Source organism: Campylobacter taeniopygiae (assembly GCF_005406225.1).
Lineage (GTDB): Bacteria > Campylobacterota > Campylobacteria > Campylobacterales > Campylobacteraceae > Campylobacter_D > Campylobacter_D taeniopygiae.
In genome coordinates this window covers 88,467-112,164 of the sequence record NZ_NXLY01000002.1, presented here as the reverse complement: position 1 = coordinate 112,164, position 23,698 = coordinate 88,467, and the positions used below count along the sequence as shown (strand labels likewise).

At 29.5% G+C, this 23,698-nt stretch carries 26 protein-coding genes and 1 pseudogene; 17 read left to right on the top strand and 10 right to left on the bottom strand.

Annotated features, from left to right (window positions below):
* Window positions 1-45 precede the first annotated feature (45 nt).
* From bioC to CQA75_RS01550, 4 genes are read right to left on the bottom strand one after another with little or no spacing between them, the layout of a single operon-like run.
* Complete coding sequence (bioC, locus tag CQA75_RS01565; RefSeq protein WP_137623309.1) at window positions 46-723, bottom strand: malonyl-ACP O-methyltransferase BioC; 678 nt, start codon at window positions 721-723, stop codon at window positions 46-48.
* Window positions 720-1,331, bottom strand: coding sequence for a pimeloyl-ACP methyl esterase BioG family protein (locus CQA75_RS01560; protein ID WP_137623308.1), 612 nt, complete (start codon window positions 1,329-1,331; stop codon window positions 720-722). Before CQA75_RS01560 ends, bioC begins: the two co-directional genes overlap by 4 nt.
* Window positions 1,328-2,470, bottom strand: a complete 1,143-nt coding sequence (locus CQA75_RS01555; RefSeq protein ID WP_137623307.1) for an aminotransferase class I/II-fold pyridoxal phosphate-dependent enzyme — start codon at window positions 2,468-2,470, stop codon at window positions 1,328-1,330. The genes CQA75_RS01560 and CQA75_RS01555 overlap by 4 nt, the downstream gene beginning before the upstream one ends.
* 9 nt (window positions 2,471-2,479) lie before the next feature.
* Window positions 2,480-3,100, bottom strand: coding sequence for a tetratricopeptide repeat protein (locus CQA75_RS01550; protein WP_137623306.1), 621 nt, complete (start codon window positions 3,098-3,100; stop codon window positions 2,480-2,482).
* Window positions 3,101-3,233: 133 nt separating this feature from the next.
* On the opposite strand from CQA75_RS01550, the gene CQA75_RS01545 reads away from it, so the two are divergent.
* On the top strand, window positions 3,234-4,508 hold the full coding sequence (locus CQA75_RS01545) for an adenosylmethionine--8-amino-7-oxononanoate transaminase (protein ID WP_137623305.1): 1,275 nt from the start codon (window positions 3,234-3,236) through the stop codon (window positions 4,506-4,508).
* Window positions 4,509-4,649: 141 nt separating this feature from the next.
* On the opposite strand, the gene CQA75_RS01540 is transcribed toward CQA75_RS01545, so the two are convergent.
* Genes CQA75_RS01540 through CQA75_RS01525 form a run of 4 tightly spaced genes read right to left on the bottom strand, consistent with a single transcriptional unit; the run spans window position 4,650 to window position 6,589 of the window.
* Entirely contained in the window at window positions 4,650-5,330 is a 681-nt protein-coding gene (locus CQA75_RS01540; protein ID WP_137623304.1) for a tetratricopeptide repeat protein, read from the bottom strand.
* A 33-nt stretch (window positions 5,331-5,363) separates the two neighbouring features.
* Window positions 5,364-5,933, bottom strand: a complete 570-nt coding sequence (bioD, locus tag CQA75_RS01535; RefSeq protein WP_137623303.1) for a dethiobiotin synthase — start codon at window positions 5,931-5,933, stop codon at window positions 5,364-5,366.
* A 9-nt stretch (window positions 5,934-5,942) separates the two neighbouring features.
* Window positions 5,943-6,257 (bottom strand): DMT family transporter, encoded by a 315-nt coding sequence (locus tag CQA75_RS01530; protein ID WP_137623302.1) that lies wholly within the window; start codon window positions 6,255-6,257, stop codon window positions 5,943-5,945.
* Window positions 6,257-6,589 (bottom strand): DMT family transporter, encoded by a 333-nt coding sequence (locus tag CQA75_RS01525; RefSeq protein ID WP_137621930.1) that lies wholly within the window; start codon window positions 6,587-6,589, stop codon window positions 6,257-6,259. The genes CQA75_RS01530 and CQA75_RS01525 overlap by 1 nt, the downstream gene beginning before the upstream one ends.
* A 107-nt stretch (window positions 6,590-6,696) precedes the next feature.
* Between CQA75_RS01525 and CQA75_RS01520 the strand changes: the two genes are divergently transcribed.
* The 16 genes and pseudogenes from CQA75_RS01520 (at window position 6,697) to CQA75_RS01445 (ending at window position 21,737) form a co-directional block, all read left to right on the top strand.
* Complete coding sequence (locus CQA75_RS01520) at window positions 6,697-7,233, top strand: 50S ribosomal protein L25/general stress protein Ctc (RefSeq protein ID WP_137623301.1); 537 nt, start codon at window positions 6,697-6,699, stop codon at window positions 7,231-7,233.
* Window positions 7,230-7,772, top strand: coding sequence for an aminoacyl-tRNA hydrolase (gene pth / locus CQA75_RS01515; RefSeq protein WP_137623300.1), 543 nt, complete (start codon window positions 7,230-7,232; stop codon window positions 7,770-7,772). Before CQA75_RS01520 ends, pth begins: the two co-directional genes overlap by 4 nt.
* A gap of 1 nt (window position 7,773) precedes the next feature.
* Entirely contained in the window at window positions 7,774-8,832 is a 1,059-nt protein-coding gene (locus CQA75_RS01510) for an LptF/LptG family permease (RefSeq protein ID WP_137623299.1), read from the top strand.
* 29 nt (window positions 8,833-8,861) lie between these two features.
* Window positions 8,862-10,070: a diaminopimelate decarboxylase gene (gene lysA, locus CQA75_RS01505; protein ID WP_137623298.1), complete on the top strand. Its 1,209-nt coding sequence runs from the start codon at window positions 8,862-8,864 to the stop codon at window positions 10,068-10,070.
* 1 nt (window position 10,071) lies between these two features.
* Complete coding sequence (locus CQA75_RS01500) at window positions 10,072-10,839, top strand: HAD-IIA family hydrolase (protein WP_137623297.1); 768 nt, start codon at window positions 10,072-10,074, stop codon at window positions 10,837-10,839.
* Window positions 10,827-11,078: pseudogene (gene pheA, locus CQA75_RS01495) on the top strand (chorismate mutase); the annotation flags it as partial. The gene CQA75_RS01500 and the pseudogene pheA, both read left to right, overlap by 13 nt.
* 227 nt (window positions 11,079-11,305) lie before the next feature.
* Window positions 11,306-12,988: a flagellar basal-body MS-ring/collar protein FliF gene (gene fliF, locus CQA75_RS01490; protein ID WP_137623295.1), complete on the top strand. Its 1,683-nt coding sequence runs from the start codon at window positions 11,306-11,308 to the stop codon at window positions 12,986-12,988.
* Window positions 12,989-14,017, top strand: a complete 1,029-nt coding sequence (gene fliG / locus CQA75_RS01485) for a flagellar motor switch protein FliG (RefSeq protein ID WP_137623294.1) — start codon at window positions 12,989-12,991, stop codon at window positions 14,015-14,017.
* 7 nt (window positions 14,018-14,024) lie between these two features.
* Window positions 14,025-14,843: a flagellar assembly protein FliH gene (fliH, locus tag CQA75_RS01480; protein ID WP_137623293.1), complete on the top strand. Its 819-nt coding sequence runs from the start codon at window positions 14,025-14,027 to the stop codon at window positions 14,841-14,843.
* Window positions 14,836-16,674, top strand: coding sequence for a 1-deoxy-D-xylulose-5-phosphate synthase (gene dxs / locus CQA75_RS01475; protein ID WP_137623292.1), 1,839 nt, complete (start codon window positions 14,836-14,838; stop codon window positions 16,672-16,674). Before fliH ends, dxs begins: the two co-directional genes overlap by 8 nt.
* A gap of 111 nt (window positions 16,675-16,785) precedes the next feature.
* Window positions 16,786-17,196, top strand: coding sequence for a peroxide-responsive transcriptional repressor PerR (gene perR / locus CQA75_RS01470; RefSeq protein WP_137623291.1), 411 nt, complete (start codon window positions 16,786-16,788; stop codon window positions 17,194-17,196).
* A gap of 44 nt (window positions 17,197-17,240) precedes the next feature.
* Window positions 17,241-18,443 carry a hypothetical protein gene (locus tag CQA75_RS01465; RefSeq protein ID WP_137623290.1) on the top strand — a complete coding sequence of 401 codons (1,203 nt, stop codon included), beginning with the start codon at window positions 17,241-17,243 and terminating at the stop codon, window positions 18,441-18,443.
* Complete coding sequence (gene ubiE, locus CQA75_RS01460) at window positions 18,443-19,150, top strand: bifunctional demethylmenaquinone methyltransferase/2-methoxy-6-polyprenyl-1,4-benzoquinol methylase UbiE (RefSeq protein WP_137623289.1); 708 nt, start codon at window positions 18,443-18,445, stop codon at window positions 19,148-19,150. Before CQA75_RS01465 ends, ubiE begins: the two co-directional genes overlap by 1 nt.
* On the top strand, window positions 19,147-20,316 hold the full coding sequence (xseA, locus tag CQA75_RS01455; RefSeq protein ID WP_137623288.1) for an exodeoxyribonuclease VII large subunit: 1,170 nt from the start codon (window positions 19,147-19,149) through the stop codon (window positions 20,314-20,316). Before ubiE ends, xseA begins: the two co-directional genes overlap by 4 nt.
* A 3-nt stretch (window positions 20,317-20,319) precedes the next feature.
* Window positions 20,320-21,390 carry a phosphoserine transaminase gene (serC, locus tag CQA75_RS01450; protein WP_137623287.1) on the top strand — a complete coding sequence of 357 codons (1,071 nt, stop codon included), beginning with the start codon at window positions 20,320-20,322 and terminating at the stop codon, window positions 21,388-21,390.
* Complete coding sequence (locus tag CQA75_RS01445; RefSeq protein ID WP_137623286.1) at window positions 21,387-21,737, top strand: RidA family protein; 351 nt, start codon at window positions 21,387-21,389, stop codon at window positions 21,735-21,737. The genes serC and CQA75_RS01445 overlap by 4 nt, the downstream gene beginning before the upstream one ends.
* Here CQA75_RS01445 and CQA75_RS01440 read toward each other — a convergent pair whose 3' ends face one another.
* Both CQA75_RS01440 and plsX read right to left on the bottom strand, forming a co-directional pair.
* A complete protein-coding gene (locus tag CQA75_RS01440) occupies window positions 21,738-22,718 on the bottom strand; it encodes a beta-ketoacyl-ACP synthase III (RefSeq protein WP_137623285.1) in 981 nt (326 codons plus the stop codon). It lies immediately after the preceding gene.
* Window positions 22,711-23,697 (bottom strand): phosphate acyltransferase PlsX, encoded by a 987-nt coding sequence (plsX, locus tag CQA75_RS01435; protein ID WP_137623284.1) that lies wholly within the window; start codon window positions 23,695-23,697, stop codon window positions 22,711-22,713. The genes CQA75_RS01440 and plsX overlap by 8 nt, the downstream gene beginning before the upstream one ends.
* Between the last annotated feature and the right edge of the window lies 1 nt (window position 23,698).

Below are 23,698 nucleotides of genomic sequence, written 5' to 3'. Positions count from 1 at the left end.
GTGATAGTTCCTAAGGAAATTTGCCCAGATTATAACAAAATAATTTTATATTTTTTTTACATAAATAAAAATAGGATGATAGGTGAGTTTGTTTTGAAATCTTTTTTCATAGTCTTTTAAAAAAGTTTTTGATAAAGCGTGATAACCTAAAGAATTTACCCCGCTTAATTTTAAGTGTCTAAAAACCTCCAAAGGGCTTTCAAATTCTAAAGTGATAAAATCTTCTTCTATAAAAATTTCAAAAAAATACTCTTGTAGGATTTTTTTTATTTCAAAAAGAGAAAGATAGTTTAAAGAAAATCCTGTGCTTTGTGCGATTTGTTCTAAATTTTTTTCACCAAAAGTAGATAAAAGTAAAATACCTTTTTTGTTAAGCATGTTTTTAAGGGTTGGCAGTATTTTTTTTAGATCAAGCCATTGTAAGGTTGCATTAGAAGCAATAAGATCAAATTTTTGAGTGCTTAAAGGGTGATGAGCAATATCATTCATATCAAAAATTTCAACTTTATCTTGAATTTTGTAATCTAAAATGTCGTTTAAAATGTATTTTTCAAAGATGATTTTCTTTTTTAATTTTTGTGTGAATTCACCTTGTGCGCAACCAAATTCAAAGACTTGATCAAAAATTTCATTTGTAGGGATTTTTTCACAAAGCTTATCTCCCATCCAATCTTGCACTTTTGCAGCTTTTTGATAGCTCGATTTGGCTTTTAAAAAATTCAAAGTTCATCCCAAGAATGAAAATGAAAAAAAGCAAAATGAGGCTCATTTAGAAAAATTAAATTTTCAAAGCTTTTTTTTAAAGCATTTTGTGGAAAGATCTCATCTTGATTGCTTGAGTAAATTTTATCCCAAATTAAATTTTCTTTTTGCTCTTTTAAAGCAAATTCAAAAAGCACATTAAGTTCATTTTTTAAAGCATTTTCATCTTTAAAAATAAAATTTTTAGTTTTATCTTTATGATTTTTAAATAAAGAATTTTTAAAATTTTCTAAATTAAATTTTTTTATGGTTTTACTGAAAAGCGTAGGATGGATACCTTTTTCTTTATCGATGCCTAAATTTGTGCCATTGAGAGCAATTTTTTGATTAAAGTTGTATTCTTTTAAAAGATAATTAGCAAGGCAAATTCCCATGGAAAAGGCTATTAATTTGATTTTTGAAAAAGCTTTAAAATTAAATTCAAAATCTAAATTTTCAAAATCATAAAACAATACAACATTTTTCTCACTTTTTAAATGCAAAAAATGACTTGGATGGCTTGTAAATCCTCCAAAAACAACAATCAATTCATCACAATTGGGATTTTTGTATAAAAAAGTATTTTTCATAATAACTCCAAAATCGGATCAAGATCGTTTTGATTAAGTTCTGCGTGAATAGAAAAGCGAATTCTAGCTGTATTTTTAGGCACGGTAGGTTCTTTAATTGCCGGAGCAAATAAGCCACCTTTTTCAAGTATTTTAGATATTTCTAAGGCTTTTTTATTATCCCCTAAGATCAAAGAAATGATATAACAATCCCCTAAAATTTGATATTTTTTTTCTTTGAGTTTGTTTTTAAAATTTTGGCTTAGATGATATAAATTTTCTCTTTTATTTTGAAATTTTGTCATATTTTTAAAAATAAAAAGCGTGAAGGCAACGTTGATAGGAGGTAAAGCCGTAGAATAGATAAAAGCGCGTGCTTTATTGATGAAAAAATCTTTATATTTTTTAGCACAAATCATACAAGCACCCATTGAAGCAATAGCTTTTCCAAAGGTAAAAACCAAAAAATCAATTTCATTTTCTAAGCCAAGGGATTTTGCAAATCCTAAGCCCTTTTTATCAAAACATCCAACACTATGGGCTTCATCAATATAGAGTTTTATTTTTGGATAAGTTTTTTTAAGTTCGACAAGGGCTTTTAGATCGCTAAAATCTCCATCCATGCTAAATAAGGCTTCGCTAAGTATGATGATATTTTCATATTTTTCATAGTGTTTTTGGATCAAAGATACTAAATGATCTAAATCATTGTGTTTATAGCGAAAAAAATTAGCTCCATTGAGTCTTAATCCATCAATCATACTCGCATGGATAAATTTATCAGCCAAAAAAAGAGTTTTATCTAAGCTTGAAAGTGCGGCTATACAGGATAAATTCAAATGATATCCGCTGTTAAAATGAAGTATTTCTTTATTTTTAAAATCAGCTTTTAAATAATCTTCTAATTCTTCATAAATTTCAAAATTCCCACTCAAGCTTCTTGAACTTGAGCTTGAAAAAAATAGATTTTCATCTTTTAAAGTGCTTAGAAATTCTTCTTTTAATTCTTTATCATAAGAGAGCGCTAGATAATCATTTGAGGCTAAATTTAAAAGCTTTTTGCCTTCTTTATAGACATATTTTCCTTCATGCCTTAGTGGGCGTAAAATTCTAAAATTATCTTGTTTTTTTAATTCATCTAAAATTTGTACAATTTGCATATTTAAGCTTTATTTTTTGAGCCTTATATAACTTTGACAAGCTTCATCTTCCCCTGATAAATCACAAGATTTCTTATAAAACTCTAAAGCTTTAGAAATATCTTTTTTAACATCTATTCCATCTTCATACATAGCACCAAGATAATAACACCCAAGATCGTCATTTAAATCACAAGATTTTTCAAAAAACTCTAAAGCTTTAGAAATATCTTTTTTAACACCTGTTCCATCTGCATACATAATCCCAAGATTGCAACATCCAAAACCATGATTTAAATCACAAGCTTTCTTATAAAACTCTAAAGCTTTAGAAAGATCTTTTTTAATACCTATTCCCTCTTGATACATAACCCCAAGTCTACTGCATCCGTCACCATTTTTTAAATCACAAGCTTTTTTAAATAATTCCATAGCTTTAAAATAATTTTTATTAACTTTTAATCCAAATGCATACATAAATCCAAGATTACTGCAACCCTCACCATCTTTTAAATCACAAGTTTTTTGAAAATATTTTAAAGCTGTCAGATAATCACCCTTGCTATAAGCTTCAACTCCTTTTTTGACTAAATCTTCTTGAGCATATACAAAACTAAATAAAAATCCCAAAATAATTAATATTTTTTTCATCGTTTTCCTTTCAAAATAAAAATGATAATTATAAATCTTAATTATATAAATATTTTCTAAATATCTATGTTGATTTTAAAGTGCTTTTGTATAAAAATGTAGTATTATTGCACTAAAAATCAAAGAAGTAAAAATGAATTTAAAAGAACTGGACTTAGAACACATTTGGCATCCTTGTACTCAAATGAAAGATCATGAGAATGTGCCTTTAATCCCTATAAAAAAAGCTAAGGGGGTTTGGCTTTATGATTTTGACGATAAAAGATATTTAGATTGCATCAGTTCTTGGTGGGTGAATCTTTTTGGGCATTGTAATGAAAAAATCGCAAATGCCATTAAAAAGCAAGTTGATGAGCTTGAACATGTGATTTTGGCTGGTTTTACGCATGAGCCTATTATCAAACTTTCAGCTAGACTTTGTGAAAAAGTTGGGAGAGATTTTAATAAATGTTTTTACGCAGATAATGGATCAAGTGCGGTAGAAATAGCACTTAAAATGAGTTTTCATTATCATTTAAATCAGGGTTTGAAAAAAAATAAATTTTTATCTCTAAGCAATTCTTATCATGGCGAAACTTTAGGGGCTTTAAGCGTGGGAGATGTTGCACTTTATAAAGATACTTACAATCCTTTGCTTTTAGAATGTCTTAATACCCCTGTCCCAAAAAATAAAGACTATCAAGAAGAACTTTTTGTTTTAAAAGGGATTTTAGAAAAGCATTCTAGTGAAATTTGTGCTTTTATCTTAGAACCTTTAGTGCAGTGTGCTGGAAATATGCATATGTATGAGGCAGGATTTATTGATGAAGCCATAAAGCTTTGTCATGAATTTAATGTGCAAGTTATTTTTGATGAAATTGCCGTGGGATTTGGACGCACAGGGACGCTTTTTGCTTTACATCAATGCAAACAAAGCCCTGATTTTATCTGTCTTTCAAAAGGAATTACGGGTGGGTTTATGCCTCTTTCTGTGGTGCTTACTAAGGATGAAATTTATCAAGCTTTTTACGCACCTTACAAAGACTATAAAGCTTTTTTGCATTCTCATAGTTATACGGGAAATACTTTAGCGTGTGCTGCGGCAAATGCAGTTTTAGATATATTTGAAAATGAAAATATTTTAGAAAAAAATAAAATTTTAAGCACCTTTATACAGCAAGAGTTTTCAAGACTTAAAAAATTTGATTTTCTTGGTAATTTTAGAACTTGCGGGATGATCAGTGCTTTTGATATTTTAAATGCAAAATACGAAAGAGCTGGGCTTGAGGTTTTTAAAAGAGCTTTAAAAAAAGATTTGCTTTTGAGGCCGCTTGCAAATACAATTTATTTTATGCCCCCTTATGTGATTACAAAGGAGCAAATTTCTTATGTAGTGGATAGTTTAGAGCAAATTTTCAATGATTTTTGAAATTAGTGATATACGATAAAAGAAGCTTAGAAAATTGCTTACATGATAAAAATTTTAAAGATTTTTTAAAATTAGATTTTATGTGAAGCTAAAATGTGAAATCCTAACTTTATAATGTAAAAGTTAGGATTAAAATAATTTTTAAAAATTGCTTTTTAATTGATGATATTTTTCGCAATAATCTTGTTTAGCGCTATCATTACTTTCAGCTTCATCACAAGCTTTTTTATAGTATTGTAAGGCCTTAGAGCTATCTTTTTTGATTGATATTTCTTTATCTTCTATTCCTAGTTTATATTTTATTACCCCTTGTTCATATATTTTTGCAAGATCATTGCAAGTTTTTGCATCTTTTGAATCACAAGCTTTGTTAAGATATTCTAAAAATTTAGAAGCATTATTTTCTTCTATGTATAAATTTGCAAGTTCAACACAGCTTTGTGATATTTCTAAATCACAAGCTTTTTTATAATAGTTTAAAGCTTTATCAGGATTTATAATACGGTATGTATCTGCACTTGCAAAACAAGCAAGTCCTAAATTTAAATCACAAGCTTTTTCATAATATTCCGAAGATTTACGTGTATCACCCACAATATTGCGATAAAAATTTCCAACTTGATAACAAGAAAATCCTGATCTTAATCCCGAATTTAAATTACAAGCTTGTTTTAAATACTCTATAGCCTTATCTCGATCACCACTTTTTAACGCCTCTTGACCTTTTTTAAACAAGTCATCTACGGATGAACCATCCTGTGAACATGCACAAACTACAAGTAAAAAATTCAAAATCAAAAATTTAAATAATATTTGTTTCATTTTTCACTCCTTTATTGATAAACAAATAATACATTAAAATTTATTAATGATTTTTAAAAGTTTCTCGCAAACCTTATCATCAAAATCTATGATGGGAATTTGTGTATATTTTTGTATAAAATCTTTACTAAAAGGATCTTCACTTTTTAAAACTAAGGCTAGGATGGGTATATTTTTTTGTTTTAAGGCTTCTATGCTTAAAAGCGTATGATTGATACTTCCTAAATAATCTTTTGCGACTAAAATGGTAGGGCGTTTAAATTTTTGCATAAAATCAATCATTGTTTTTTCATCATCAATAGGTGAAAAAATACCACCTGCAAGTTCTATAATGAGTTTATCACTTTGAGGCAAAGCAATATCAAAAGCTTTATAATTTAACCCTTCTAGAGTTTTTGCCTTGTGAGGTGATACGGGAGTTTGTAAAAATATACCCTCTTTAAAAATTTTAGTTTTTGGGCTAAATTGAGCTATGATATCACTATCTTTTGGAGTGCCTGCTTGAATGAGTTTAAAATAATCAAAACCCAATTCTTTGCAAATTCTAGCACTTAAATACGTTTTTCCAACATCAGTGTGAATACCACTAATATAAATTTGCATTTTAATCCTTTAAGAAAGTAATTTTAAAGCTATAGTGGAAAATAAAATCATTGAGATAAAAAAGAGTTTTAAAAAATTTTTTCTCTCTTTAAATAAAACTATACCAACTACAACACTACCCACGGCACCAATACCTGTCCAAATAGCATAAGCAATACTCATAGCAATGCTTTGCATACTTAAACTCAAACTCATAAAAGAGCACATAAAGCAAAATATGAGTAATAAAAGATATTTTTTTGCGTGTGTGTCGACGTATTTTTTCATGATGATAACACCTATAATTTCACAAATTCCAGCAATGATTAAAAATATCCAAGCCATTAATTCTCTTTAGAACTAAATTTTAAACCTATCACACCGAGCAATAAAAGCAGTATGAAAAAGATTTTTAAAATAGAAAATTTTTCATGAAAAATGGCAATTTCAGCTATCACAATGCCAGCGGTTCCAATGCCTACAAAAACACTATAAGCTACACTGATTTCTATTTTTTTACATGCTTTTAAAAAACAATTAAAAGAGATAAAAATGCCTATAGCGGTTAAGCAATAATGCCAAATTTCATAGGAGTATTTTAAACCACTCACCCAAAAGCACTCTATCAAGGCTCCAAAAATAACCCATAGCCAAGCAGTATTTAATTCTTTTTTCAAAAAATATCCCAAATACAATTTTAAATCATAATTATATACTTTTTTACTTTTAACTAAGCCAATATTTGCTAAAATTAAAGCTTATTTTTTTGAAAGGATAAAAAAAGATGTTAGAAGGTATCGTTAGAGAGAGTATCGGTAGAAAAGCAGCTAAAGCTTTAAAAAGAGATGGTTATCTAATAGCAAACATCTATGGTAAAGGATTGGAAAATATCCACGCTGCTTTTAAGGTCAATGAATTCATTAAAGAAGTTCGTAAAAAAACAACTTTAGCTTTTGATGTTAAAGTGGGTTCTCAAACTTTAAATGTTGTGGTTGTGGATTATCAAAAAGATCCAGTTACAAGTGATTTAAAACACGTAGATTTAAAAGTAGCACAAAAAGGTGTGATTTCTAAATATATGGTTCCAGTTAAAATCACAGGAACAGCTATCGGTCTTAAAAATAAAGGTGTTTTAATCCAATCTAAGAGAAGATTAAAAGTTAAATGTAAAGCTGAAAATTTACCAAATTTCTTTGAACTTGATGTTAGCAAACTTGATGTAGGTGATGCTTTACTTGTTCGTGATGTAGTAGTTCCTGAGGGTGTTACTATTTTAGACGCTGATAGGATAGCGGTTGTTGGCGTAGAAAAAGCTAGATGATCTTAGTCGTAGGGCTTGGCAATATAGGTGAGGAATACAAAAATACTCGCCATAATGTAGGCTTTATGCTCATTGATTTGATTTTAAAAGATCAAAATTTTACAAATCTTAACAATTCAAAATTTAAAGGAGAGCTATTTAAGATTGGCTCCTCCTTACTTCTTCTTAAACCTAGCACTTATATGAATAATTCAGGCACTAGCGTTAAAGCGGTTAAGGATTTTTATAAATGTGAAAGACTTATAGTTATACATGATGATATCGATATAAATTTAGGGGCTTTGCGTTTTAAAAAAGGCGGTTCAAGCGGCGGACACAATGGGCTAAAAAGTATCGATTCTTTATGTGGCAATGATTATGAAAGAGTGCGTATAGGCGTAGGCAAGGGAGAAAACGTCATCTCTCATGTTTTAGGACAATTTAAAGACGAGGAAAAAATAATTTTAGATAAAATCTTAGAACACTCTAAAAAAGCATTATTTGAACTGATTGAAAAAGATTTATCAAGTGTTTCATCTTTGTATAGTTTAAGAGCTTAAAATGTGGATTTTTTTTCGTTTCATTTCAGAAATTTATCTTAAGAATTTTTTCATAATATTTTTATCTTTAATTGGTTTTTATTGTGGTATTGATTTGCTTTTAAATTTTAAAGATTTGCCACAAAGTGTCAATCTTCAGCTACTTTATGTGGTTTTTTTAGCTTGTTCTGCTGTGCCTTATATTTTGCCACTTTCTATAGTTTTTGCATTTATATTGTCACTCATTTCAATGATTAGAACTAATGAATTTGTAAGTTTTTACGCTTTAGGAATCAGTAAAAATTTAGTCGTTATCTTCCCTTTTTTATGGGCTTTGTTTTTTTGCTGTGTTTATATTGGTTTAAATTTTACTTCTTTTGCCTATGCAAATGATTATAAAAAAAATATTTTAAAAAATGGAGTTTTAAATAAACAAGGTGGAGAAGTTTTTTTAAAATTCAATAATGATTTTGTTTATATTTCTAAAATAAACAATGGACAAAACAGCGTCCAAAATATCAAAATTTTTGATCTTAATAACTCTACCTTAAATTCTTTTGTTGAAGCTAAAAAAGCATCCTTTAAAGAGGGAAATTGGATCTTAAAAGATGGAAATTTAACCACTCTTCCTAAAGAATATATGCTGGGCGCTAAAGGCATTGATGTGCAAGATTTTAAAGAATTAAGTGCTTTAGAGGGCTTTAAGCCAAAAATCATTGAAAGTGTTGCGAGCAATAGTAATTATTCTATTTTGGATGCTTGGGAGAGTCTAAGGCTTTTCAAGGATCAAAACATTAGCATAGAAACGCTAAAGATTAATCTTTATAAACTTATATTTATGCCATTTTTTGCTCCTTTTTTAATGCTTATTATGTATTATTATTTTCCTGTTATTTCTAGATTTTTTAATCTTGCTTTTGTGGCTTTTGTTGCTTTTGTGGTGACATTACTATCTTGGGGATTTTTATATTTGTTTTCAAGATTAAGTGAAAATGGCGTTATAATCAGTGAAATTGGTATCGTTTTGCCTATTGTATTGCTAGGCTTTTTTGGCCTAATGAAGTTTTATAAAAATCGTTGATTTGATATTAAAATTTAAAGAAGGAAAGTATGGATTATAAAAAACTTAAAGATGAATTTCAAACCCCTTTTTATATCTATAATTTTGATGCGATTAAAGAAAAATTTTTAGAATTAAAAAATGCCTTTAAAGCTAGAAAATCACAAATTTTTTATGCCGTAAAAGCCAATTCAAATTTAAGCCTTTTACAAATGCTTGTTAAATTAGATAGCGGATTTGATTGTGTGAGTATAGGTGAGGTTAAACGTGCTTTAAAAGTGGGCGCAAAGCCTTATAAAATCATTTTTAGTGGAGTAGGTAAAACCAAAGAAGAACTCAAACTTGCTTTAAAATATAACATTTTATATATCAATCTTGAAAGTGAAGCTGAAATGATACTTTTGGAGCAAGTGGCTAAAGAATTAAACACTAAGGCAAGAATTAGCATAAGGGTTAATCCTAATGTAGATGCAAAAACTCATCCTTATATTTCTACAGGATTAAATGAAAATAAATTTGGGGTTGAAATTGAGAGTGCTAAGAAAATGTATATTTATGCAAAGAATTCTTCTTTTTTAGAACCTGTTGGGATACATTTTCATATTGGATCACAACTTTTAGATTTAAGCCCTATATATGAAGCAGCTAGTATTGTTGCAAAACTCGTTAAAGAATTAAAAGCTTTAAAGATTGATCTTAAATTTTTTGATATTGGTGGAGGGCTTGGCGTAGCTTATGAAAAAACAGATCTAGAACCTAATCTTTATGAGTACGCACAAGCAATTTTAGCTAGTCTTAATGGACTTGATGTAACTATAGGAATGGAACCAGGGCGATTTTTGGTAGCCTCAAATGGGGAATTTGTTTGTTCAGTACTTTATGAAAAACACAATAAAACAAAGCGTTTTATTATCGTTGATGGCGCTATGAATGATTTGATACGTCCAAGTTTATATGAAGCTTATCATGAAATTGATATGCCTTATAATCAAGGAGAAGAAAGCCTATGTGACGTTGTAGGTGGGGTTTGTGAAAGCGGTGATTTTTTTGCTAAGGAAAGATTATTACCTCATACGCAAAATGGTGATATAATGGTGATTAAAAATGCTGGAGCATACGGCTTTAGTATGAGTAGTAATTACAACACTAGAAATAAAGTTTGCGAATTAGCTTTAGAAAATGGGATGATAAGACTGATTCGCCAAAGAGAAAGCTTTAAAGATCAAATTGCTTTAGAGGAGAAGTTTATAAAGGTTTAAAATGTTTTTTTTAGATGTTCAAGGAACGCTTATTTCAGATGCTGATAAATCTTTAATTTTTGGAGCCAAAGAATTAATCGATTTTTTAAATACAAATAATCTTGCTTATGTGATTATCACAAACAATACCAAAAAACTTGATTTTTTAGAAATTTTAAGACAAAAGGGCTTAAATATAAAAGATAATGCTTATTTAGATCCTTTTTGTATTTTAAAAACTCTTTTTAAGCCTTGTAAAGTTGCTGCTTTTGGTGCTAATGAGTTTTTGCAAAGTCTTGAAATGCTTGGCTTTAAGTTGGATTTTAAAAATCCAGAATTAGTTCTTATTGCTAGTTTTGATGATTTTAAATTTAATGATTTTGCTAGTATTATAGAAATGATTAAAAATGGAGTTAAAGTTGTGGCTATGCATGAAAGTAGCATTTATAAAAAAGACAATAAATCTTACCCAGGGGTAGGAAGTATAATGGCTATGCTTAAAAACGCAATTCATTTTGAATATGATGTTGTGGGTAAGCCAAGTGTGATTTTTTATAACGAGGCTTTAAAATTGTTAAAAATGCAAAATTACAATGCTCGATTTGAAGATATAAAAATAATCAGTGACGATTTTAAAGGGGATTTACTTAAAGCAAAAGAATTAAATATGAAAACTTATTTAGTTTTAAGTGGAAAACTAAACAATACTAAAGGCATTGATACAAGCGTTCTTGATGGAGTTTATCCGAGTATTTTTGAAATTTTAAAGGAAGAGCAATGCTTGATTTAAAAGAACTAAGAGATAAAATTGATATAGTGGATGATAAAATTTTAGAGCTTTTAAATGAAAGAATGGCTTATGTTAAAATTATAGGAGAAATTAAAAAAAACCATAATAAAGAAATTTATTATCCCAAAAGAGAAAAAGAGATTCTTGATCGTTTAAAAAATAAAAATTTAAAAAATTTAGATCATGATGCCATAGAATTGATTTATGACAAAATTTTTGCCGTTGCAAGAACTTTGGAAAGATTTTGAAATAAACTTTATATTTTTTATAACAAAATATAAAATTAATGTAAATTTTTAAAAATTATAAAGTGCTTTTTGCTAAAATGTTTGATAATATAAAAATAATTTATGAGTTTAATAAATAAATTTGGTAAAATTATATTAAAATTGATAAAATTTGCTGATTTTATTGAAATTTAAAGAATTGAAAATATAAAAATCATTAAGCTGGGGACTGGAAATTAATGGATTTTAAAGAAATGCTACACCAAATCGGACAACTTTTTCAAAAATTAACTCGTAAGCAATTGATTGTTATTGCTGCATCTATAGTGGTTGTTGTAGGTTTTTTAGTGTTTTTAGCATTATTTCGCGGAGGTGGAAGTGGTTCAAGTGATGGATATGCAGTTTTAGTAGAAAATGTTAGTCCTAGCTCTTCAGCTGCTATTGTGGCTAAGCTTGAGCAAAACAATATCCCTTACAAACTTGCTAGTGAAAATAAAATTTTAGTTCCTAAAGATCAGGTTTATCGCCAAAGAATGTTCATTGCAAGCGAAGGACTTATTAAGGATAGTCGCATAGGTTTTGAAGCTTTTGATCAACAGCAATTTGGTGCAACCGATCAAGATATCGCTATAAAGTATAGAAGAGCCCTTGAAGGGGAACTATCAAGAACGATTGAAACTTTAGAGCCTATTCGTAGTGCAGTCGTGCATATAGCTATTCCAAAAGATTCTGTTTTTACAGAAAGACAAATTCCGCCAACCGCTTCAGTAGTAGTTAATGTTAAAGAAGGTCTAAGGCTTACGGCAAAGCAAATTGATGGGATTAAAAATATCGTTTCGGCTGCAGTTGCAAATCTTAAAAAAGACAATATTAAAATCAGTGATCAAAGAGGTATTCCTTTAGATGATAAAGATAACAGTGATGATTTAGTTCGAGAGCAGATCAAATATAAAAGCGATCAAGAAAAAGCCTTAGAGGATAAAATTATAGAGAATTTAGCTCCTTTTGCAGGAGGGACAGATAAGGTAAAGGTAAGTGTAAATATAGATTTTGATTTTTCTAAACAAGAATCTCAAAGTGAAATTTATGATCCAAATACTGTTGTAAGAAGTGAGCAAACTTTAAATGAAGAAAGAACTGGAAGAAAAGATCGTGAAGTTCAAGGTGTTCCAGGTGCGGTTTCAAATACAGGTCCTGTTGAAGGGCTTGATAATAAGGGAGAAATTGATACTTATAAGAAAAATCAAGTTACAACCAATAATGAAATTTCAAAAACAATTACCAATACAAAAAAACAATTTGCAACCATTATTAGAACTTCAGCTGCGGTTACGATTGATGGAAAATATCAAGATGTTGTTGATGCAAATGGAGATGTTAAAAGTGAATATGTTCCTCTCACAAAACAAGAACTAGCTAGTATAGAAAGTATCGTTAAAAGCACTATTAATTACAATCAAGCTAGAGGTGATAGTGTTGTGGTGCAAAATTTACCATTCCATCGCGAGACTGTTAGGGTTGAAAGCAAGGTTAAAACCTTTTACAATCGTTTTGTTGAGCCTTTCATTCCACCTGTTAAGTATTTTATTGCAGCGATTTTGCTTTTTATTTTTTACAAAAAAGTCATTACGCCATTTACACAAAAAATGCTTGAGGATATGGCTACTCAAGAAGATATTAAAGAGGGCGGGGTTAATGCAATTATAGATGAGGCTGAAGACGCATTAGAAAAATTCAATATGGCTAGGAAAAAGGTTGAAGAGCAACTTGGCTTCGGAGAAAATTTCAATGAAGATACTATTCAATATGAGGTTTTACTTGAAAAATTAAGAGGTTTAGTAAGTGATAAGGGCGAAGAAATTGCTGTGCTTTTGCAGAATTTAATTCAAAATGATAGCGAATTTAGTGATAAGGATATATAGATGATCAAGCTTAGCGAAGAACAAAAAATGGTTTATGATGATTTATCGATGCCTGAAAAGGTAGCGATTTTTCTTATACAGCTTGGTGAAGATGCCACAACTTCTGTTTTTTCGCATATGGAAATTGATGTTATTACAGAAATTTCACGATATATTGCTATGGCAAAAAATGTTGATAGATCTGTAGCGACAGCTGTTTTGGAAGAATTTTATACCTTACTTCAATCTAATCAATACATTAAAAGTGGCGGTTTAGAATATGCTAAAGAAATATTATTTCGTACTTTTGGTCCTGAAATTGCCAATAGGATTCTTGAAAAACTTACAAAAAGTATGGAAAATAATCAGAATTTTGCTTATTTGGCACAAATTAAACCTCAGCAACTTGCTGATTTTATTGTAAAAGAACACCCGCAAACTATTGCTCTTATTTTAGCACACATGGATTCAATTCATGCTGCGGAAACTTTAGAGTATTTTAGTGATGAATTAAGAGCTGAAGTTGTGATCAGAATGGCAAATCTTGGGGATATTTCTCCAAGCATTATTAAAAGGGTTTCTGCTGTATTGGAAAGCAAGCTTGAAAGTCTTACTTCTTATAAAGTTGAAGTGGGTGGTCCAAGAGCCGTGGCTGAAGTACTTAATCGCTTGGGTCAAAAGGCTTCTAAATCTACTATTACTTATATTGAGCAAAGTGATGAGAGATTGGCTGAAACTATTAAAGAACTTATGTTTACTTTTGATGATATACAAAAACTCAGCACTCAAGCAATAAGAGAAATTTTAAAAGTAGCAGATAAAAAAGATCTTATGATAGGTCTTAAAGGAGCTAGTGAAGAATTAAAACAAAAATTCTTAGCAAATATGTCTACACGTGCGAGTGAAGCTTTTCTTGAAGAAATGGGATTTTTGGGAGCTGTGCGTGTGAAAGATGTTGAAGATGCGCAAAGAAAAGTGGTTGAAGTGGTTCAAAAATTAGCAGAGCAAGGCCTAGTTCAAACAGGCGATGCTGATGAAATGATAGAGTAGGTAGAAAATGGCTAGTCGTAGTAATGTTATTTCGGGTGCAACTTCAGAACAGCATGTTGTTGAAGGTTATCATTTTAAGGTTATTTCAGAATTTGATAATAAAGTAGAGAAAAATACTCAAGAAAATGAGAAAGCAATTCCCACTCCTACAACGCCAGAATTAAAACAAGAAGAAGTGTCCAATTTAGAACCTATACAAAATGAATCCAATACAATACCTGCTTTTCAACCAAGTTTTGTAGAGGATTTACTTAAAAAAACTGATGAAATGTCAAGCAATATTATAAAACTTCAAATGCAAATTGAAAGTCAAGAAAATGAATTTAACAATCGCTTAAATTCTGAACTTGAAAATGCTAAAGAAAAATTTTCAAAAGAAGGATACGAAAAAGCTAAGATAGAATTCCAAAAAGAATTAGATGAATTAAAAGATAAATATTTAAAAAGCATTGCCAAGCTTGATGAAGCTTGTATAAAATTAGATTCTTTTATAGAAAAAAATGAAAAAGAATTAGCTGATACAGCTATAGATATAGCTAAGGAAGTTATTATTAAAGAACTTGAAAATAATTCTAGCAAAATCGCGTATGCTTTAGCTCAAAATTTAGTGAGTGAATTAAAAGGGGCTAGTGCGATTGAAATTAAGGTTAATTCTAATGATTATGATTATCTAAAAGATCATTTTAGTGAATTTAAACACATAAAAATAAATCTTGATGATGCTATTAGTAAAGGAAGTGTGATTATCTTAAGTGATGCTGGAAATATAGAGTCTAATTTAAATTCTCGTTTGACTAAAATTAAAAAGATGATCAATAATGAATAAAATTTTTACTCATACTCAAGAAAAATTACAATTTTTAAGTATTAATGAACTTGAAAATTTAGCTCAAAAAATTAGGGAAGAAATTATAAAAGTTGTCTCTAAAAATGGGGGGCATTTAAGTTCTAATTTGGGAGCGGTGGAATTAACAATAGCTATGCATACGGTTTTTGATGCAAAAACTGATCCTTTTATTTTTGATGTTTCTCATCAATCTTACACCCATAAACTTTTAAGCGGAAAAGAAGAAATTTTTCATACTCTAAGACAAGTTGATGGATTAAGCGGTTATACAAAGCCTAGCGAGGGAGACTATTTTATTGCGGGACATTCTAGCACATCTCTTTCTTTAGCGGTTGGGGCTTGTAAAGCTATAGCCTTAAAGGGTGAAAAACGTATCCCTGTGGCACTCATAGGCGATGGAGCTTTAAGTGCAGGAATGGCTTATGAGGCTTTAAATGAGTTAGGGGATTCTAAATTTCCTTGCGTTGTAATTTTAAATGATAATGAGATGAGTATCTCAAAACCAATAGGTGCGATTTCAAAATATCTTTCTCAAGCAATGGCGACACAGTTTTATCAAAATTTTAAAAAACGAGTTGCAAAAATGTTGGGTGTTTTACCAGATTCTGCAACCTATATGGCTAAGCGTTTTGAGGAAAGTTTTAGATTGATCACTCCTGGGCTTTTGTTTGAAGAATTAGGACTTGAATACATAGGGCCTATTAATGGGCATAATTTAGCAGAGATTATTTCTGCTTTAAAGCAAGCAAAGGCAATGCAAAAACCTTGTGTAATTCACGCTCAAACTTTAAAAGGTAAGGGTTATGCTTTAGCAGAAGGTCAGCATTCTAAATGGCATGGGGTGGGAGCTTTTGATATTGATAGCGGCGAGGCTTTGAAAAAAAGTTCTACTAAAAGTGCAACTGAAATTTTTTCTCAAAAATTATTAGAATTAGCTTCAAAATATGAAAATATCGTAGGTGTTACAGCTGCTATGCCTAGTGGAACAGGGCTTGATAAATTAATTGAGAAATATCCGCAAAGATTTTGGGATGTTGCCATTGCTGAACAGCATGCAGTAACTTCTATGGCAGCTATGGCAAGAGAAGGATTTAAACCTTTTATAGCTATATACAGTACTTTTTTACAGCGCGCTTATGATCAAGTGATTCATGATTGTGCTATTATGAATTTAAATGTTGTTTTTGCTATGGATAGAGCTGGTATAGTGGGTGAAGATGGAGAAACTCACCAAGGCGTTTTTGATGTGAGTTTTTTAGCGCCTTTGCCTCATTTAACCCTTGTTGCTCCTAGAGATGAGTTGATGATGGAAAATATTATGGAATATGCTTATCATCATCAAGGACCTTTAGCTTTTCGTTATCCTAGGGGTAGTTTTATCTTAAATCAAGAATTTTCTTCTTCTAAGATAGAGTTAGGTAAAGCACAATGGTTGATAAAAAATGAACAAAGTAAAATCGCTTTTATAGGTTATGGGCAAGGCGTGGGCAAAGCTTGGCAAGTTTTAAATGAAATGCAAGAAAGAATTAATTTAATTGATTTGATTTTTGCTAAACCTTTGGATGAGATGCTTTTAAAAGATTTGGCACAAAAAAGTAAAATTTGGTTTGTATTTAGTGAAAATGCTAAAATTGGCGGAGTAGCAAGTTTATTACAAAGCTTTATCCAAAAATACAATTTAGACATTAAAATCATTTCTTTTGAATATGAAGATGAATTTATTGAACACGGAAAGACAAGCGAAGTAGAGAAAAAGTTAAAACTCGATGTTAAAAGCATAGTGGAAAAAATAAAGATTTATTTGCAATGATAAATAAATTTTATTTTATTAATTGATAAAAAATATTATTTGATATAAACTTCTTTTAATGAAAATTTTATTATCATTCCTTTCATCATAAATTTTTAAGGATTGTTGATAATGGAAATATTACAAATGCTTAAAAAGCATGATTTAAAAGCTACTCCACAAAGATTATGCATCTTAAAGATTTTAAAAAGACATGAACATCCAAATATTGAAGAGCTTTATGAGGAAATCAAGCAAGAATATCCTTCCATATCGCTTGCTACAGTTTATAAGAATTTAAATACTTTAAGAGAGCAAGGTTTAGTTGTTGAAATCAATGCTTTAAATCAAAAAACTTGTTATGATATTTATGAAGAAGAACATATGCACATTGTTTGTTCTAAATGTGGGAATATAGAAGATCTTAGTTTTAAGGATGTAAAACTTAAAGAGTATCAAGAATTTTTAGAAAAGAAAATAGGAAGCTTGATCAACTATTTAGCGGTTTGCACCTATATTGATAGTTGCAAAAAGTGTCATTAAGGAAAATAAAGTTAAAATAACCTATTAATTTAAAGGTTATTTTAATGGTATATGAAATTCAAAAAAATTTTTTACTTCCTAATGCCACACTTTTAAAAAATCTTCAAGAAGACGGAGTTTTATTTAAAATTCACGAGCTTGAGATTTTTTATACCAAAATAACCCATTCTCAAAGTATCAAATTTAAGAGTGTTGATGGTTTTTATTATAAAATCATAGAAACTAATGATAAAATTTTAGAGCAAAATCAAGAAGAACAAATATCAAAAAAAGAATTTGAAAAAGCTCGTAAAAAAAGTATAGGAAAGAGCATTAAAAAGAAACGTTACGAGTTTAAATTTTGCTCTTTAAAAAGTTTTATTGAAGTTTATAATAAATCTAAAATTTATATTTTGAAAATTTTTTTTCCAACCTTAGATGAAGCAAATCGTTTTATTTTGCCTTATGAGTTTAAAATTCAAAAGGAATTTGATTACATCTTGGATTCTAAATTTATAACTCTTTATGGTTGTGATTTTGAACAAATTAATATAGAAAAATATTTTAAGAATATCGAAAAAAATCAGACTTTTAATTTAAAATTTTCAGGCTTAATCAATGCTTTTGAGGGTTATAGAATTTTCTTATTTTATCTTTTTAAAAAGTTAAAATTTTATTGGAATTTGGCTTTAGATAAGAAAAAAGAAGAATATTTTTACGAGTTTATTTCTTATGCTGATAAAATTAATATAGTTTTATTAGACACAGAAGAAATTTTTGATAAGAATTTAAATACAAATTTATCTTTAAGATTTCAAGAAATTGTCGAAAAATGCAATATTTTTTTTCAAAAAGATGAAAATCTTGAAGAATTGCTTTTGTTTTTAAGCAGTGAAAATTTGCAAAGTTTGTTTAGTGATTTTGATTTTTTTATAAAAGAAAATTCTTTTTATGAAGGTTTGCAAAAGGATAAACTTTTTAAACAAATTTTAGCTAATGAATTTAGAAAAAAGCTGATTTTTTTTAAAAAAAATTTATTGAAAAATTTTGAGAATGAAAAATTTTCAAGGAGTTTTTCAGAATTGTTAATTTTTTTAGAATATTTTTGCAATTTTTTTGATATAAAATCTTTAAATAAGCTCAATGAAAAATTTTTTCTTTTTGAAACTAGAGAAAAAATGATTGTAAAAATGATTAAAAAAAGAGAAAAATTCTTTAAATTAATCTCTCGATCAAATAAAGGATTAAAAATTTATAAAGGGTATTAATGCAAAAACAAGATAAAATCATAGAAATGTTCAATGAAATTGCTCCAAGTTACGACAAAGCCAATAGAATTTTAAGTTTCGGGGTTGATATAAGTTGGCGTAAATTCGCTTGCAAAAAGGTTTTAAAGTATTACAAACCTGATTTTATCAATATAGTTGATGTCGCTTGCGGAACAGGCGATATGATCGCTATATGGCAAGAAAAAGCTAAGATGCTTTCTAAAAATATTGCAAGCATTAAAGGCATTGATCCAAGCGAAGGTATGCTAGAGATTGCTAAGCAAAAATTTCCAAACATTGATTTTATACAAGCAAAGGCTCAAAATTTACCTTTAGAGAGTCAAAGCGTTGATATCGTAAGTATAAGTTATGGAATTCGCAATGTAGTAGAGAGGAAACAAGCTTTAAATGAATTTTTTAGAGTCTTGAAAAAAGGCGGAATTTTTGTTATTTTAGAATTTACAAAAAGAGAAAAAGGCGGATTTATAGCAACTCTGAGGGATTTTTATTTGAAAAATATTTTGCCAACTTTAGGTGGAATTATCAGTAAAAATAAAAGCGCGTATGAGTATTTGCCTAATTCTATTGATGAATTTTTAAGTAAGGAAGAATTTATAAAAGAATTGAGTGACTCTGGTTTTGAAATGATAGATTTTAAAAGCTTTAGTTTTGGTGTTAGTTCAATGTTTATAGCTAAAAAATTATGACTCCAAGTGAATTAAATTTAAAAGCTAAGGCTTTATTAGAAACGCATTTTGTTGATATTGTGCTTAGTGGTGAAATTTCAAAAATCACTATACATGGTTCAGGACATTGGTATTTTGATTTAAAAGATGAAAAATCAAGCATAGCTTGCGTTATGTTTAAAAATAATAATTTAAAAGTTCATTTTAAGCCCGAAGTAGGGGATTTGCTAGAATTGGTTGGCAATGTTAGTTTGTATCCTGAAAGCGGAAGGTACCAATTTGTTGCTAATAATATGAAAAAATCTGGATTTGGTGATTTAGAAAGTCAATTCATTGCCCTAAAAGAAAAATTGCAAAACGAGGGTATATTTGATAGTATCCATAAAAAAGCTTTGCCCAAATTTCCAAAAAAAGTAGGAATCATCACTTCAAAAACTTCAGCGGCTTTACAAGATATGTTAAAGCTTATTGATCAAAAAGAATATTTTTTGGCCAAAATTTATATTTTTAATGCTTTAACCCAAGGCAATACAGCGCCAAACTCTTTAATCAATGCTTTAAGAAAAGCCGATGCTATGGATCTTGATATTCTTATTATAGCTAGAGGAGGTGGCAGTCGAGAAGATCTTTTTTGCTTTAATGATGAAAATTTAGCAAGAGAAATTTTTAAAGCTAAAACCCCTATTGTTTCAGCTATTGGACATGAGATTGATTATGTTATTAGTGATTTTGTTGCTGATTTTAGAGCGCCAACTCCTTCGGCAGCGATAGATTTTTTATTTTATTCTAAGTTAGATTTAGAGCAAAATTTGGATAATTTAGAAGAAAATTTTAGAAAAACGATGAATCAAAAGATGCAAAATTACCAAGACTTGCTTTTAAATTTGTATCAAATTTTTAAAGCTAAATCTTTAAAAAAAACTATAGGGGATAAACAAGATCAAATTTCACTTTTAATGAAACAAATCAAGCTTTTAATTAAAAATAAATTAGAAAAAGCAAATTTAAAATTGGAAAAAATAGAAAATTCTTTTTTTCAGCATGAAAATTTTTTTAAAAAAAGTGAAAATTTAATTTCATTAAGTCAAAATGGTAAAATAGTAAAATTGCAAGATTTAAAAGATGGTGATACCGTGCTTTTAAGTTCTCAAACTGTGCAAAAACAAGCAAAAATTTTAGAGGAGTGAAAGATGAGAAAGATTAATTTTAGTGCAGGTCCTTCTACCTTACCTTTGGAAATTTTAGAGCATGCAAGAAATGAATTATGTGATTATCAAGGCAAGGGATATTCTATTATGGAAATTTCACATCGCTCTAAAGTTTTTGAAGAAATACATTTTGGAGCTATGGAAAGAGCAAAAGAAATTTATGGTTTAGATGATGATTATGAAGTTCTCTTTTTGCATGGAGGCGCTAGTTTGCAATTTGCAATGATACCGATGAATTTATCTTTGGGTGGAATTTGTGAATATGCTAATACAGGGGTTTGGACAAGTAAGGCTATTAAAGAAGCTCAAATTTTAGGCGTTGATGTTAAAGTAGTTGCTAGCAGTGAAGATGATAATTTCAATCACATTCCAAATATCGATTTTAGCGATCATGCTGATTATGCCTATATTTGTTCTAACAATACTATTTATGGAACGCAGTTTAAAGATTATCCTAAAACAAAAAGTCCTTTGATTGTAGATGCATCAAGTGATTTTTTTTCTAAAAAAGTTGATTTTTCAAATATAGCTCTTTTTTATGGTGGCATACAAAAAAATGCTGGAATTTCTGGCTTGAGTTGTGTTTTTATACGTAAAGATATGATCGAAAGATCACGTCAAAAAAAATTAACTAGCATGCTTAAATATGCTATTCATGTTGAAAATCAATCTTTATATAATACGCCTCCAACTTTTGCTATTTATATTTTTGATTTGGAAACAAAATGGATTTTAAAACAAGGTGGACTTGATCAAATATATGATAGAAATTTAAAAAAAGCTACAATGCTTTATGATTATATAGACTCAAGTGAAGGATTTTATCAAGGACATGCTCATAAAAAAGATAGATCTTTAATGAATGTTAGTTTTTCAATCAATAAAGACTTAAATCCTATTTTTGTTCAAGAGGCTGAAAAAGAAGGATTAATAGGTTTAAAGGGTCATAGAATTTTAGGTGGAATTAGGGCAAGTATTTATAACGCCATCACTTTAGAACAGGTGCAAATTTTATGTGAATTTATGAAAGAATTTAGAAGGAAATATCAATGATAAAACGTTATGATGAATGTCAAAGAATGTCTCAAGTTGTCGTTTATGATGATTATTTTAAAACAGCAGGACAAGTAGCTTTTGATCCTAAAGGCGATATTAAAAAACAAACCCAAGAAGCTTTGCAAGAAATTGAACTTTTGCTTAAAAAAATAGGTGCCAATAAAAATTCTCTCATACAAATTCAAATATGGCTTGCTAATATGGATGATTTTGAAGCTATGAATGAAATTTATGATGAATGGATTAAAGATTATGCTAAACCTGTAAGAGCTTGTGTTCAAAGCATTTTAGCAGAAGGCTATCTTGTGGAAATTCAAGCTTTTGGAAAAATAAGCAATAATTAATTATTGCTTATAATTTTCTCCACCAAATTTTAATAAAGCAGAACCCCAAGTAAATCCTCCTCCAAAGGCGTCAAGCAAAATCAAATCTCCTTTTTTAAGACGTCCTTCCTCATAAGCATCATTCATAGCCATAGGTATAGATGCTGCTGAAGTATTACCGTATTTATGGACTGTAACAACACACTTTTCATCGCTTAAATTTAGTCTCTCTTGAACAGCTTTAATGATGCGTAAATTAGCTTGATGAGGGATAAAAAGATCTATATCTTTAGAATCAATATTGTTTTTCGCTAAAATATCAACAACATCATTGCTAAGCGTTTGCACTGCTACTTTAAAAACTTCATTTCCTTTCATTTGCATCATTAAAGGATGGCAAATGCTAGATTTTTGGGCTCTTTGAGTCATTAAAAGATTTCCAAAATTACCATTACTTGCCGTATGGACATCAAGGATGGTATTTTGCTCATCAAGACTGACAATACCAGCTCCTGCACCATCTCCAAAAAGGATACACATGCTTCTATCACTATAATCAATAATAGAACTTGTTTTTTCTGTTCCTATAATAAGAACATTTTTTTTAAGACCACTTTCTACAAAAGCTTTGGCTTGTTCTAATAAATAAATAAATCCAGTACAAGCAGCTGAAACATCAAAAGCCGTAACATCTTTAAGTCCTAAATTTGCAGCAATTTTACAAGCTGTAGATGGCATGGTAAAATAATCAGGACTTAAAGTCGCAACAAGTAAGGCATCAATATCTTCAATTTTTAAATTCGCCCTTTCAATGGCCTTTATAGCTGCTTTTGTTCCTAAATCACTAGCTTGTTCATCATCATTAGCAATTCTGCGTTCTTTAATTCCAGTGCGTTTAACAATCCATTCATCGGTTGTATCGACCATTTTTTCAAGATCAAAATTACTTAAAATTTTATCAGGTGCATAAGAAGCTATACTTTTTAAACTTGCTTTAGGCATTGTACTTCTCTAATTCATTTTCTATTAAGGTGTTAATATTGGATTTTCCAAAATTGATCGCTTGAAAAATAGCATTTTTAATCGCCCTAGCATCGCTTTTTCCATGACTAATGATCACACAACCATTCACTCCTAGCAAAGGTGCTCCTCCATATTCTTGCCAATCCATATGTTTTTTAAGTTTTTTAAAGCAAGGTTTCATCATCAAAGCACCTATTTTTGCAAAAATTGATTGTCGAACTTCTCTTTTTAAAATTTGAAAAATAGCTGTCGCTACACCTTCGCATGCTTTTAAGATCACATTGCCATTAAAGCCATCGCAAATTAAAATATCAATTTCTCCATTAAAAATATCTCTACCTTCAGCGTTGCCGATAAAATTTGGAATTTGCTTCATCATTTGATGTGCTTCTTTAGTGAGTTCATTCCCTTTGCATTCTTCCTCTCCATTGGATAGCAATGCTAAGCGAGGTTTAGAAATTTTCATTAATTCTTTAGCGTAGATATCTCCCATAATAGCAAATTGAAACAAATGATCTGCTTTACAGTCTGTGTTTGCTCCCACATCTAAAAAGAGAGTTTTGCCGACTACATTTGGCATTAAAGTAGCGATCGCAGGTCTTAAAATTCCTTTTAATCTTCCAAGTCTTAAAGTGGCTAAAGACATACTTGCCCCACTATGACCAGCTGAAACAACAGCTTTGGCTTTGCCATTTTTGACTAATTCTATGGCTTTGTAAATTGTAGTATCTTTACGTTTTAAAGCATCAGTTGCATTTTCATCCATAGAAAAAACTTCATGAGCCTCTTCGTATTGGATATATTGTTCAAAATCTTTTGGAATTAGAGGTTTTAAAATTTTAGAGTCACCTACAAGTACAGCATTAAAAGGTTTTTCTTTTAATGCCTCAATAACGCCTTCTATAATAGGTTTTTCCCCAAAATCTCCCCCCATTGCATCAATAGCAATGCTTATCATT